The sequence below is a fragment of the Psychrobacillus sp. FSL K6-1415 genome, from assembly GCF_038003185.1.
Taxonomy (GTDB): Bacteria; Bacillota; Bacilli; order Bacillales_A; family Planococcaceae; genus Psychrobacillus; species Psychrobacillus psychrodurans.
In genome coordinates, this window is the sequence record NZ_JBBOOQ010000001.1 from 72,258 (window position 1) to 85,877 (window position 13,620).

Sequence of the window (13,620 nt, forward strand, 5' to 3'; positions counted from 1 at the left end):
ACTATATAACTATACTTTTGGCCAAGGTATATAAATAAATGGGGGTTATCCTGTGAAAAAAGAAGAGCTACTTAGAGCGCATGGTGAATATATCCAGTGGCTTGACACTTTGACTACATTAGACGAAATGAAAGCAAATGCTCCATATGCCAAAGGGAAATGGTCACCAAATGAGATAATAATGCATCTTGCAGAATGGGATCGATTTACTCTAGAACAACGTTTGCCTAATATGAAAGAAGGTGAAAAGCTTGAAAGGTTTCCAGATTTCGAAACATTTAACGCAAAAGCCGCAGCCCTTGCGCATGAACAAGCATTTAAAGAAACCCTTTCTTTTGCAAAAAAACAACGTCAACATATTATCGAAAAGCTTCAGCAAACGAATGAAATAGAATGGGACAAAGCCTTTTACATTGGAGAAAGTAAATCCTCTATTCGTAGTTACTTCACCGGTTTTTTAGAGCATGACGACCATCACAGAGAACAAATCTCCTCCGTATAAGTAGCGATTCAACCTCGATTTCCGATTGTGAGGTTTTATTTAGGACTTCGACAAATTGTATATATCCAAAAATAAAAAAGCAGTTCCTAAACATAGGTTTAGGAACTGCTTTTTATTAGATGACCCCTACGGGATTCGAACCCGTGTTACCGCCGTGAAAGGGCGGTGTCTTAACCGCTTGACCAAGGGGCCGGAATTATGGCGGCCGAGGGGATCGAACCCCCGACCTCACGGGTATGAACCGTACGCTCTAGCCAGCTGAGCTAGGCCGCCGTTTTACCGAACAAATTATATATTACAATCGTTTTGTCGAAGTGTCAATGCTTCTTTAAAGGAATTTTATAAACATTAAAAGAAAGTTTGTTCCAAATAATTAAACTTTTTAGTTTATTAGCTGATGACGTCGAAAAGTTATTTGAGATACATGTCAGAAACAGACATACTTTTTGAGACGATAATAGGTATACTTCCATCAATAGTTGAATAGGAGGTATTCGCTTTGAAGACGATTTATGAACAGGAACAAAAACGCAGTATATCGTTGAGAAGAATCACGGAGGGTTTTAAAGCTAAAAGAATTACTCTTTTCTTTTCTATAGTTTTCCTACTACTCTCATTTTTTCTAGCACAGGTTGTATTGTTCGAGGCCTCAGTTCCGTTTTTTCTCCCCCTATGGGCTTTAGTTAATCTAAGGTTTCAACGCTTTGTACCTTGGACAGTTGTAGGTGCTATACTGGGTAGTTTTACTCTAGGGTTTGGACAAGTAATTATACATGCAATTCAGGCATTAATATTTCCATTTTATCAAAATCGATTTATTAATAAAATTCCTTTACCTATATTTGTACTGTTAGATGTTGTATGTATACAGATTGTATGGCAGTTTATTTCGTATGGTGGAGAGATTCCAGTTTCTATTTGGTTAGCTATTGCATACGAAGGCTTATTAAGTTTATTCATGACAATATTTTTATTTCAGTTATTCCTTCCGTTTCCAGACTTGTTGCATAAAAGGTGGACGGTAGAAAGAATGGGGGCGGCATTGCTCATAGGAGCACTTGTTTTAACTGGAATGTCTTCGTATATATTTGGATATGTTTCGATTCCGCTGATGGCAGCCCATCTAGTAATTGCAGTGTCAGCAGCTATTGGTGGTGTACAACTTGCTACTGTAGTTGCGGTGCTTTCAGGTACGATATTAAGTATATCTAAACTTAGCTTTAGTGGAATGATTGCAGTCTACGCGGTTACAGGCTTCCTAGCAGGACTGCATAAGCCATTTGGAAGACTGTGGCAAGCCTTTAGTATGCTAGGCGCAACGTTTTTCTTTATTTTATATGACCGTACACTACCTCTAGACTCTGTTTATATAGGATCGCTTGTTATCGCCTCACTATTATTTTTTATTGTTCCTTCTTCATGGATTAAGCAATTGAGGAATCAGTTATATCCGGATACAACAAGTGTTTTGTTAAGAAGACAAAAGTGGATGACGGAAAAAGTAAATCATCAGCTCCAAGAATTCCAGCATTTTGTCGACTTCATTACCAGATTTATATCGGAAAGATTTGACTCAAAAGCTTTGAGAAAAGATGAAAAAACAGAGCCACTACCTATTTGTCAATCGTGTTTTCAATACGAAAAGTGTTGGGGAGAGAAATCTAACGGTATGCCAGCATTGATAAAAGAGTGGGAGGAACAGCCTAAAAAATCTAGAATGCAAACAGAGACTAGAATTCAGTATAAATGTGTAAAACCAATTCAAGTGATGCATGAGTTGAAGGAAAAAGAAGCCAAACAACAGCTGACATATGAATTACAGCACGGAAAAAAGATGTTTGCACTCAAACTGAAAGATATGGGCAATCACATGAGTGAACTAATGAACAATTTGGAAAATAATATAACAATGTACTCGTCTCATGAGGAAGTGATTAAACAAAAACTTCAACAAGCAAATATACCCTTCTTTCAAATAGACGTATTAAACATAGAGATTGGACAAATGGAGATTGTTTGTTGTTTACCTATTGAAGCACGAGCAAAAATGGTAGGAGAACGTTTAATAGTGCCTCTATTATATGAACTTTGGAATGAACCGTTTGAAATTACGGCTATGAAAGAAATCCACCACCCATATGAACATATTCAATTGACCTGTAAATCGTCCGTTCGTTTTCAAATTACGCATGATGTGTATACATCCTCTAGTAAAAATACAATCTATTCGGGTGATGCCCACGCGGTGTTCCCGTTACACCCAGGTTTAATGGCGGTTATCTTATCGGATGGAATGGGGAATGATGTGGAAGCACACCGGGAAAGTAGACGTGTCATGCAGTTTATGAGGGAATGTTTAAATAAAAAAATGGATCCAGAAACAACAATGCATACCCTCCATTACATGATGAGTTTACAAAACGACAATGATAGTTATGCGACAGTAGATCTGGCGCTGATAGATTTGCAAAAAGGGGAGTTATGGTCTTGGAAGGCTGGAAGTATGTCGACATATCTCATACGTGGAAATGAAATGAGAAAAATAGAAAGCAAACACGTCCCATTCGGTTTCCTGCCGACCTTCTCGATTGAAGCTAGAAAAATGGACCTGAAAGACGGAGATGTATTGGTCATGCTATCAGATGGTGTATTCTCAGGGAATACGACTGTCGAAAAACAGGAGCAATATTATCAAAAAATATTACAGGACCCATCCATGAATGCAGAACGTTTTGTGAAAATGTTAGAAGAGACATACTCACTACCAGGGGACGATCGTACTGTTATTTTCATGCAAGTAGAGCATGTAGTACCAGAATGGTCCCTCTTCACACCACGTCAAACAGCCAAATACCAAGAAAAAATGGTACACTAAAAGAAAAGCGGAAGGTGCCTGTTAGCCTTGACAAGCGCTGGAAGACAAACGGTAAAGGCGTTCTTTGCCTTAACCGTCTGTCTGAAGCGACTCGAAAGGCTGGCACCTGCAGCTGGCCAGAAAAGAAAAGCGGAAGGTGCCTGTTAGCCTTGACAAGCGCTGGAAGACAAACGGTAAAGGCGTTCTTTGCCTTAACCGTCTGTCTGAAGCGACTCGAAAGGCTGGCACCTGCAGCTGGCCAGAAAAGAAAAGCGGAAGCGCCTACTAGGGGAAGGCAGTCTAAGTTCGCGACATCGTGTCGCGACGACTGCATGACCCGCATCGTGCGGGCCCACAGGCGCTGGAAGAATTTCGTGGAAAGGCGTCCTTTGCCTTTCCAAAAATCTTAAGCTCTTGAGAAGTAAAAAGCGAGTGATGAGTAAATGTCCGCATAGTCCAAGTACTGGCGGACTATTTACAAGAAGCATGATCAATAATTGAGGTGAAAAGATGCATCCTTTCATTATAAAAGTAAAAAAGTATATAGATAAGTATCAGATGATTCAAAGTGGAGACCGTCTTCTTTTAGCTTGTTCTGGTGGAGCAGATTCCATTGCTGTGGTTCTTATTTTTCATGAACTTAAAGAAATATATAACGTACAGCTAGGGATTGTTCACACCGACCACCAGCTTCGCGGAGAAGAGTCTGCCGAAGATATGCAATTCGTAGAACAAGTAGCTACAAGGTTGGACTTACCTTTCTATGGAACTACACTTGAAGTGCGTTCTAGAATGGAGTTAGAGGGTGGAAATGTTCAGGTAATATGTCGTGAGGAACGGTACGCTTACTTTGACACTGTTATGAAGCAAGAGCATTTTGATAAGTTAGTCCTCGGGCATCATGCAGATGATCAAATTGAAACAATAATTATGTCATTAGTAAGAGGGTCTTTGGCGTCTTCTCTTAAAGGAATCCCGATAACAAGACCTTTTTCTAATGGAAGTATCATTCGCCCATTCCTATGTGTGACAAAAGAAGAGATTTTGGATTTTATCCAGTTTAAGGAGCAATCCTTCAGACATGATCCTAGTAACGATAAACATACATACACAAGAAATCGTTTACGTCATACCGTGTTACCTCTTCTACGTCAAGAAAATTTGCATGTGGCAGATAGTATCCGGACGTTCGTAGAAAAACAACAACAAGATGATACTTTTTTACAGACACTTGCTAAAGAAAAATTTGATCAGCTTGTGACAATTAAAAGCAAATCGAGCTTTTTTATGGATACAAAACAGTTTAGCGAGGTCCCAGTTGCTTTACAAAGAAGAGTGATTCTAATACTATTAAAGTATCTGTATGATAGCTCCAATACGCTATTAAATAATCGCCTAATTGAATCCATTTTAACTGCTTGTAATGAGCAGGATGGTAATGCAGTGATTCATTTGCCCAAAGATTTTTTCCTCATACGTCATTACAGTCAAGTCCAGTTTTCCTCAAAACCGCTACAATCTCTACCATTTCAAAGTCAAATAATTGATGAAGATTGTTGGAGAGCAGTTGGTGCTGGTTATTCTATATACCTGACTAGAAACTTAAACGAGCAGGTTCCTTCCGATGAAAAATGGTTTATCCAACTGGAAAATGATTCTTTACCTCTTTCTGTACGACCGAAAATGGAAGGAGATCGAATCCATTTAAAAGGGATGTCTACTCAAAAAAAAGTTTCACGATTGTTTATTGATGAAAAAGTTTCGACCGAAGAACGATTGGTTTGGCCAATGCTTGTATCTGCTAAAAATGATATAATGGCTGTAATAGGTCTTCGTTACGGGTCTCAATTTGAAAAGAATAGAAATACGCAAAACTTTGTATTACACGTAAAGAGTTATTAACCCATAGGAGGATTAACCATGTTAGAAAAGGATATTTTAGAAGTCTTGTTATCTGAGGATCAAATTAATCAAAAAACACGTGAATTAGGAGCCTTGTTAACGGAGGAGTACAAAGATCAGTACCCACTTGCAATTGGGATTTTAAAAGGTGCAATGCCTTTCATGTCCGATTTGATGAAACGTGTAGATACATATATTGAAATGGATTATATGGATGTATCTAGTTATGGAAATGCAACTGTTTCTTCTGGAGAAGTTAAAATTGTAAAAGATTTAAACACAAGTGTTGAAGGTCGAGACATTCTAATAATCGAAGACATCATCGATAGTGGGATGACATTAAGTTACTTAGTTGATCTTTTCAAATATCGTAAAGCAAAATCGATTAAGATCGTTACATTATTAGACAAACCAACTGGTAGAAAAGTAGACTTAAAAGCCGATTTCGTTGGCTTTGAAGTACCAGATGCATTTGTAGTTGGATACGGTTTAGATTATGCAGAAAAGTATCGTAACTTACCATATGTAGGCGTATTGAAGAAAGAAGTTTATAGTTTTTAGTTTTTACCCTAGTTTGGAAGGCTTTTCATTGTACGTCCAAAAATTCGTGTGATAAGATTATCATTAGTTTTTTGTTTACCTTGTGAGGAGGCTGGGAATGAATCGAGCATTGCGCTACGCCATATTATACTTATTAATATTTTTTGTGATCGTTGGGATTTTTGCTACGTTTAATACGAGTAATACAACAACCAAAAATATTAGTTTTAACGAATTTATGACTTCTTTAGAAAAAGGAGAAATAACAACTGTTGATTTACAACCTGATGCGGGTGTGTATTACGCTGAAGGTGAAATGAAAGGCTATAAAGAAGGAGAGAAATATTTAGCGATTCTCCCTTATAATAGCGAAGAACTACAAACGAAAATTTATACGTTGGCAACATCCAATTCTGTAGACGTGGAATACAAAGAAACGCCTAAAACAAGTGGTTGGGTTCAATTCTTCACAGGATTATTGCCGTTCTTAATTATTATTATTTTATTCTTCTTCTTATTAAGCCAATCACAAGGCGGTGGCAACCGCGTGATGAACTTCGGTAAGAGTAAAGCGAAGTTGTACGATAATGATAAGAAAAAAGTTAGATTTAATGATGTTGCTGGTGCAGATGAAGAAAAAGCTGAACTAGTGGAAGTAGTAGATTTCTTAAAAGATCCACGTAAATTCGTGGAAATTGGAGCTCGTATACCTAAAGGGATTCTTTTAGTAGGCCCTCCGGGTACTGGTAAAACATTACTTGCTCGTGCAGTTGCGGGTGAATCAGGTGTGCCGTTCTTCTCTATAAGTGGATCGGACTTCGTTGAAATGTTTGTCGGAGTAGGAGCTTCTCGAGTTCGTGATTTATTTGAAAATGCGAAGAAAAATGCACCTTGTATTATCTTTATTGATGAAATTGATGCAGTTGGTCGTCAACGTGGAGCAGGACTTGGTGGAGGTCATGATGAACGTGAGCAAACACTAAACCAATTACTTGTTGAAATGGATGGTTTCGGTGCAAATGAAGGTATTATTATCGTTGCTGCAACAAATAGACCAGACGTTTTAGACCCGGCACTTCTTCGTCCAGGCCGTTTTGACCGTCAAATTACTGTAGGTCGCCCAGACGTTAAAGGTCGTGAAGCGGTACTTCGAGTACATGCTCGTAATAAGCCACTTGACGAGTCAGTGGACTTAAAAGCGATTGCACAACGCACACCAGGATTTTCTGGAGCAGACTTAGAGAACTTATTAAACGAAGCAGCTCTAGTAGCGGCTAGAAGAGATAAGAAAAAAGTTGATATGCGAGATATTGATGAAGCTACGGACAGAGTTATTGCAGGTCCGGCTAAATCAGGAAAAGTCATCTCTGAAAAAGAACGAAATATTGTTGCATACCATGAAGCAGGACATGTGGTTGTTGGTTTAACTTTAGACGATGCTGAAATCGTACATAAAGTGACGATTGTTCCTCGTGGTCAAGCAGGTGGCTACGCAGTAATGCTTCCTAAAGAAGATCGTTATTTCATGACAAAACCAGAGTTACTAGATAAAATATCTGGATTACTTGGTGGTCGTGTAGCTGAGGATATTATTTTCGGTGAAGTTTCTACCGGAGCTCATAATGATTTCCAACGCGCAACGGGCATTGCTAGAAAAATGGTTACAGAATATGGAATGAGTGACAAGCTTGGACCAATGCAATTCGGTCAAGCGCAAGGGGGCAATGTCTTCTTAGGTCGTGATTTCAACTCAGAACAAAACTATTCAGATGCAATTGCTTATGAAATTGATCAAGAAATGCAAACAATGATTAAAGATCAATATGCTCGTACGAAACAAATATTAACGGAAAAACGTGAATTATTAACATTAATCGCTAAAACGTTATTAGAGGTAGAGACACTAGATGCTGCTCAGATTAAACATCTAGAAGAGCATGGTACACTTCCTGAACGCTCATATGATGAGTTAGATCAAAAAGCAGCTATTGAGCTTAAAAAAGAAGAGGAAGTATCGGATGCAGTAGGTACTCCTGCTGATCCTTCTATTAGTGATTTGCCAAAAGAAGAAGGTTCACTGAAAGAAGTAGAAAGCCCAGTTCAAGAAGAACGTAGAGATTAATAGATAAGAATAAAAGCTGATTGTCTCCTTTATACTCGAGGCAATCAGCTTTTTTCTTGGTCTCTTTATATGGTATGATGTGTGGGAAACTCAACAAAAAAGTGAGGAAAAGCTAGATGATACTTGTCTTAGATACGGGAAATACTAATATTGTTTTAGGGGTTTACGAAAGTGATAAGCTAATCCATCACTGGCGAATGGAGACAGATCGTTTGAAAACAGAAGACGAATATGGGATGCAGGTTAAAGCGTTGTTTTCTCATGCTGCTATCTCTTTCGATCAAATAGAGGGCATTATTATTTCTTCTGTAGTTCCACCTATTATGTTTTCCTTAGAAGCGATGTGCAAAAAATATTTTGGTATAAAACCAATTGTAGTAGGTCCTGGAGTAAAAACTGGACTAAATATTAAGTATGAGAACCCGCGCGAGGTTGGAGCGGATCGTATAGTAAATGCAGTAGCTGCAATTCATGAATATGGAAGTCCATTAATCATTGTAGATTTCGGAACTGCTACAACCTATTGTTTTATCAATGAACACGGAGAGTACATGGGCGGAGCGATTGCTCCAGGTATCGGTATCTCAACAGAAGCCCTTTTTAATAGAGCTAGTAAGCTTCCACGTATAGAGTTGACAACACCTGAGAGTGTTATTGGGAAAAACACGGTTGCTGCAATGCAAGCGGGAATAGTGTACGGTTATGTAGGGCAAGTTGAGGGTATAGTGAATCGCATGAGAAAAGTATCTAAGAAAAATCCTAAAGTTATAGCTACAGGTGGTATGGCTTCCTTAATTGGGGGCGAAACTACTATAATGGATGTTATTGATCCATTCTTAACATTGAAGGGTTTATATTTGATATATCAAAGAAATAATGATGAAAGAGGTAATAATAGATGAGTGATTATTTAGTAAGAGCTTTAGCTTTTGAAGGAAGCGTACGTGCATTTGCGGCTCGTACAACTGATACAGTAGGAGAAGGACAAAGACGTCACGGCACTTGGCCGACTGCATCTGCTGCACTTGGAAGGTCGATGACAGCTGCGCTTATGATGGGCGCTATGCTAAAAGGTGAAGATAAGATAACGGTGAAAGTAGAAGGTAATGGTCCGATTGGTCCAATGATTATAGACAGTAATGCAAAAGGAGAAGTGCGTGGCTATGTGACTAATCCTCAAACCCACTTCGATTTAAATGAGCATGGAAAATTAGATGTTCGACGTGCTGTAGGAACAGAAGGTACACTTACAATTGTAAAAGATTTGGGCATGAGAGACTTTTTTACTGGTCAAGTGCCGATTGTTTCGGGTGAAATTGGCGAAGACTTCACCTATTATTTTGCTGTTTCGGAACAGGTTCCTTCATCTGTTGGACTTGGAGTGCTTGTAAACCCGGACAACTCTATTTTGGCTGCTGGAGGGTTTATAATTCAACTAATGCCTGGAATAGATGATGAAACAATTACAGTGATTGAGGAACATTTGTCTAATATGGAACCTGTTTCAAAACTAATCGAAAGAGGCTTAACCCCGGAAGAAATACTATTTGAAATTTTAGGTAAAGATAATGTGCAAATATTAGACTCTGCTCCTGTATCATTTGAATGTAATTGTTCCAAAGAAAGATTTGGGAATGCTATTATCACGCTTGGTGAAAAGGAAATTCGCGATATGATTGAAGAAGATGGAGGAGCAGAAGCACACTGTCATTTCTGTATGGAGAAATACAATTACTCAGTAGATGAATTGGAGTCATTTATCGATGAAATCAACGCGTAATTATGATAATGCCACAACTAAAAAACGTCTAAAAACTAAGCCGGTACTAGTTGTGATGAGTATCCTTTTAATAGGTAATCTGTTGTGGTTTATCGCATGGTTAATACCAAATGATACGAATAAGACCGATGATTCAGAGGAAGTGGCATCCGTAGAAGGTAAAGTTATTACGAAGGAACAATGGATGGCTTCTATGGAGTCGATTTATGGGAAAGAAGTATTGCTAGATATGGTGAATGCAGAGGTTATGGAAGCTGCAGCTAAAAAATATAAGATTAAAGTAACGGATTCGGAAGTAGACTTAGAACTCGCTTTAATCCGTTCTACACAAGAGGGGACTTCCTTACAATCCTATGATGAGAAGGTTGTGCGCAAGGATATTCGCTCTCGCTTAATTTTAGAAAAAGTATTAGCCAAGGATATTGTCATTGAAGACGAGACAATCAAAGAGTTCTATGAAAATAACAAAAATCTTTACAATACTTCGACCTCTTATCGAACAAGTATCATTTATGTCAATACAGAAGCTGAAGCAAACGAAGTTGTGGATGAGCTAGAAAATGGTTCATCATTTGAGGGACTAGCCAGAGAACGATCTGCTGATGCAAGTTCGGCGAGTCTCGGTGGGGACATCGGTTACGTGTCAGAAGGAAATGAATCGGTGGATGAAGCTTTAGTTAGTGCAATTCAGAATCTAGACAAAGATAAATGGAGTAAACCAATCGCTTTAAGTGACGGTAGATTTGCCGTATCAATGGTGAAAAGTGTATTTAAAGGTCAATCCTTTTCATATGCCGATGTAAAAGACCATATTCGAAGAGAACTTGCACTTGACCAGTTGCCACAATCGGTTACCCAAGAGGCTTTTTGGAAGGAATTCGATGCAGACTGGGTTTATAGTGAATGATTAATAGAACTATAGTATCTTTCTAAAAGAATAGCTGACTTATCCATACCCTTCCGTTTAATTCAACAATGGAAGGGTATAACTTTTGTGTGAATAAATAATTCATGGAGGTGGAAAGGATGAGTCAAGTGTCCCATCCAATTGTCAAGGAAGCACTTGGAGTATTATTAAAGAAGGAAGATTTTCTTCCAACCTGTAAAGGGGAATATAGAGAACAAGCATTTAAGTCGATGGAAGCAATTTTATCTACACCAAATCAGATTCATAAAGCGTATATTCGAATGCCAATGGAAAAGGGTGAAATTGTCCGAATACCAGCATTTCGGGTTCAGCACAATAATGCGTTAGGTCCATATAAAGGTGGAATTCGGTTTCATGAATCGGTTAATGAACACGAGGTTGTTAACCTTTCTTTTCTAATGACATTAAAGAACGCTCTTCATAATGTTCCCTATGGTGGAGGAAAGGGTGGCATTGTCATCAATCCAAAGGCATTAACCGAAAAAGAATTGCATATACTTTCCGTTAAATTTGTCCGTAATTTCAATGATGTATTAGGACCTGATAAAGACATACCTGCACCTGATGTAGGCTCGGGCGAAAGAGAAATGGATTGGATGATGGCTGAATATAAAAAAATAAATCATGGTCAACCTTATCTTGGGAGTTTCACAGGCAAGAGTGTTGCCAACGGAGGTTCACTTGGTCGAAGAGAAGCAACAGGCAAAGGTGTCTACTTTACATTCCGATATTTAATACATGACTTTGTGAATAAAAATAAAGCAAGTATGAACAGTGGAGATAATATCTTTGCTAAAACGGCACTTGAATATGCTGGTAAGCCTTTAACAATGGCTATACAAGGCTTTGGTAATGTAGGTTCAGTTACTGCACTAGAGGCGTATCGTTGTGAAAAATTAAAAAATAAAGTTATTGCAGTTAGTGATCGCAATGTGACTCTTATTAATGAGGACGGTCTGGATATTCCGACTTTAGTTGAGTTTACAGCTAACAATAAAGGAGATCTTCCTGTAACAAAGGAACAACTACAATCTATCGGTGTTAAAGCAAATGTTGATACGCGTGAGTCAATTCTGACAATGGATATAGATGTGCTCTTCTTAGCGGCCTTAGAGGATCAAATTCATCAAGATAACTGGAAAGACATTAAGGCACCAATCATAGTAGAAGGCGCTAATGCACCAATCACCCAGGAAGCGGACAAGGAACTTGCGAAAAAAGGGGTTGTCATTATTCCTGATATTCTTGCGAATGCAGGTGGTGTAATTGTCTCTTATTTGGAATGGTTACAAGGCAGAGAAACACAGTTCATGACTGAAGAGGATGTTTTTCAAAAGCTATTTGAAAAAATGAGCGAAACGATGGAAACGATACTCCCTCAATACTTTTCCGATCCGTTTGCTTTACGTCAAAATGCCTTTATACACGCGGTCTCCAGACTTTCAGAGGTGCTGTATAGACAAGGTAAATTATATTAAAAACACTTACTAGAGACCATCTTTGTAATATAGATGGTCTCTTGTTGTGAAGTATAAAGTACTTTCTATGCTTTTGTTAGCATACTGGTTGATATCGTCTATAATTTTATTTTTATAATCAATAACTGTGCATTACACTTTTCAAAAAAACATCGATGATGAAAATGACAATCGATTTATTTAAGGAGATCATAAGCATGTGAAATCACTATGCAATGCTATGAGATTATATATAAATCCTCTGATTCAAAAAACTATTGGACGGATTATCCTTGATGCTGGTTATATATAAATCACTCAACAAATTGTTAGTGGATGTATTTGGCTAAATATTTAAAATATTATAATGTGACTTTATTGACAATTCCTCTATTTCATTGGTATGATAAAAAATAAAACCTATTAGACAAGTAGGGATTGGGAGTGGGAAAATGACGAAGTTAGCGCAATCTGTATTGGATTTAATCGGAAAGACGCCAATCGTAAAATTAAACCGTGTAGTAAACCCTGAGGATGCAGAAGTATACGTAAAATTAGAATACTTTAACCCAGGTAGTAGCGTGAAAGATCGTATTGCATTTGCCATGATCCAAGCTGCTGAAAAAGATGGGAAATTAAAAGAAACTGGTACAATTATTGAACCAACAAGTGGTAATACGGGTATTGGTCTCGCGATGATTGCGGCAGCGAAAGGGTATAACGCTGTTTTAGTTATGCCTGACACGATGAGCTTAGAGCGTAGAAACTTACTTCGAGCATATGGAGCTGATCTTATACTGACTCCTGGAGCCGATGGTATGAAAGGTGCTATTGCAAAAGCAGAGGAACTTGCAAACGAAAATGGCTGGTTTATGCCACAGCAATTCAATAACGAAGCGAATCCAGAAATACATCGTTTAACAACAGGACCTGAAATCGTGGAAGCATTTGACCAGTTAGATGGCTTTGTTTCGGGTATCGGTACTGGTGGAACAATTACTGGAGCTGGAGCTGTGTTAAAAGAGCATTTCCCGGACATCCATATTGCGGCTGTAGAACCTACAGATTCTAATATTTTATCTGGTGGTAAACCAGGTCCTCATAAAATTCAAGGTATCGGTGCGGGATTCGTACCAGAAGTTCTTGATACAAAGCTTTATGACTCCATTATTGAAGTAACCAATGATGATGCATATGCAACTTCTCGTGAGGTAGCAAAGTCAGAAGGGATACTAGGGGGAGTTTCTGCTGGTGCAGCAATATACGCGGCTCTTCAGCTAGCTAAAAAGCTTGGAAAAGGTAAGAAAGTATTAGCGGTTATTCCAGATAATGGAGAGCGTTACTTAAGCACACCTCTATACCAATTCGAAGATTAATAGCAAACGAATAGAAAATGTAAAGAGAGGGAGCAACTAATGCTTCCTCTCTTTTTGTATAACAGTCATGTGGAGCTTTAGTAAATTCCTTTTTTCTAGTGGCGAAAAGTAGTAGTTTCAAGTTAAGATGAAGTCAAATCGTTTTTAGGGGGATTTGAG

10 protein-coding genes and 2 tRNA genes are annotated in these 13,620 nt (G+C 38.3%); 10 read left to right on the top strand and 2 right to left on the bottom strand.

Annotation, left to right across the window (positions count from 1 at the left end):
- Positions 1-52 precede the first annotated feature (52 nt).
- Positions 53-502, top strand: coding sequence for a DinB family protein (locus MKY60_RS00335; protein ID WP_241600572.1), 450 nt, complete (start codon positions 53-55; stop codon positions 500-502).
- A gap of 120 nt (positions 503-622) precedes the next feature.
- Here the strand turns inward: MKY60_RS00335 and MKY60_RS00340 are convergent.
- Together MKY60_RS00340 and MKY60_RS00345 are read right to left on the bottom strand one after the other, a co-directional pair.
- A tRNA-Glu gene (locus MKY60_RS00340) sits at positions 623-694 on the bottom strand.
- Between the two features lie 7 nt (positions 695-701).
- Positions 702-775 (bottom strand) — tRNA-Met (locus MKY60_RS00345).
- A gap of 226 nt (positions 776-1,001) precedes the next feature.
- Here MKY60_RS00345 and MKY60_RS00350 point away from each other — a divergent pair.
- The 9 genes from MKY60_RS00350 (at position 1,002) to cysK (ending at position 13,461) form a co-directional block, all read left to right on the top strand.
- Positions 1,002-3,377, top strand: a complete 2,376-nt coding sequence (locus tag MKY60_RS00350; protein WP_093496482.1) for a SpoIIE family protein phosphatase — start codon at positions 1,002-1,004, stop codon at positions 3,375-3,377.
- A gap of 489 nt (positions 3,378-3,866) precedes the next feature.
- A complete protein-coding gene (tilS, locus tag MKY60_RS00355; RefSeq protein WP_093496484.1) occupies positions 3,867-5,258 on the top strand; it encodes a tRNA lysidine(34) synthetase TilS in 1,392 nt (463 codons plus the stop codon).
- 18 nt (positions 5,259-5,276) lie between these two features.
- Entirely contained in the window at positions 5,277-5,819 is a 543-nt protein-coding gene (gene hpt / locus MKY60_RS00360) for a hypoxanthine phosphoribosyltransferase (protein ID WP_090570842.1), read from the top strand.
- Positions 5,820-5,916: 97 nt separating this feature from the next.
- The gene (gene ftsH, locus MKY60_RS00365) at positions 5,917-7,920 is read left to right on the top strand and encodes an ATP-dependent zinc metalloprotease FtsH (protein ID WP_093496485.1); all 2,004 of its coding nucleotides are present in this window, start codon (positions 5,917-5,919) and stop codon (positions 7,918-7,920) included.
- 116 nt (positions 7,921-8,036) lie between these two features.
- Entirely contained in the window at positions 8,037-8,822 is a 786-nt protein-coding gene (locus MKY60_RS00370) for a type III pantothenate kinase (protein ID WP_093496486.1), read from the top strand.
- Positions 8,819-9,700, top strand: a complete 882-nt coding sequence (gene hslO, locus MKY60_RS00375; protein ID WP_090570851.1) for an Hsp33 family molecular chaperone HslO — start codon at positions 8,819-8,821, stop codon at positions 9,698-9,700. The genes MKY60_RS00370 and hslO overlap by 4 nt, the downstream gene beginning before the upstream one ends.
- A complete protein-coding gene (locus MKY60_RS00380; RefSeq protein ID WP_241600565.1) occupies positions 9,684-10,607 on the top strand; it encodes a peptidyl-prolyl cis-trans isomerase in 924 nt (307 codons plus the stop codon). The genes hslO and MKY60_RS00380 overlap by 17 nt, the downstream gene beginning before the upstream one ends.
- A 119-nt stretch (positions 10,608-10,726) precedes the next feature.
- Entirely contained in the window at positions 10,727-12,106 is a 1,380-nt protein-coding gene (locus tag MKY60_RS00385; RefSeq protein WP_093496488.1) for a Glu/Leu/Phe/Val family dehydrogenase, read from the top strand.
- 431 nt (positions 12,107-12,537) lie between these two features.
- Positions 12,538-13,461: a cysteine synthase A gene (gene cysK, locus MKY60_RS00390; RefSeq protein ID WP_093496489.1), complete on the top strand. Its 924-nt coding sequence runs from the start codon at positions 12,538-12,540 to the stop codon at positions 13,459-13,461.
- Positions 13,462-13,620 lie beyond the last annotated feature (159 nt).

Coding starts and splice junctions, on each gene's coding strand:
- MKY60_RS00380 (WP_241600565.1), top strand. CDS start 9,684: ATGAAATCAACGCGTAATTATGATAATGCCACAACTAAAAAACGTCTA.
- MKY60_RS00370 (WP_093496486.1), top strand. CDS start 8,037: ATGATACTTGTCTTAGATACGGGAAATACTAATATTGTTTTAGGGGTT.
- ftsH (WP_093496485.1), top strand. CDS start 5,917: ATGAATCGAGCATTGCGCTACGCCATATTATACTTATTAATATTTTTT.
- hslO (WP_090570851.1), top strand. CDS start 8,819: ATGAGTGATTATTTAGTAAGAGCTTTAGCTTTTGAAGGAAGCGTACGT.
- MKY60_RS00385 (WP_093496488.1), top strand. CDS start 10,727: ATGAGTCAAGTGTCCCATCCAATTGTCAAGGAAGCACTTGGAGTATTA.
- tilS (WP_093496484.1), top strand. CDS start 3,867: ATGCATCCTTTCATTATAAAAGTAAAAAAGTATATAGATAAGTATCAG.
- cysK (WP_093496489.1), top strand. CDS start 12,538: ATGACGAAGTTAGCGCAATCTGTATTGGATTTAATCGGAAAGACGCCA.
- hpt (WP_090570842.1), top strand. CDS start 5,277: ATGTTAGAAAAGGATATTTTAGAAGTCTTGTTATCTGAGGATCAAATT.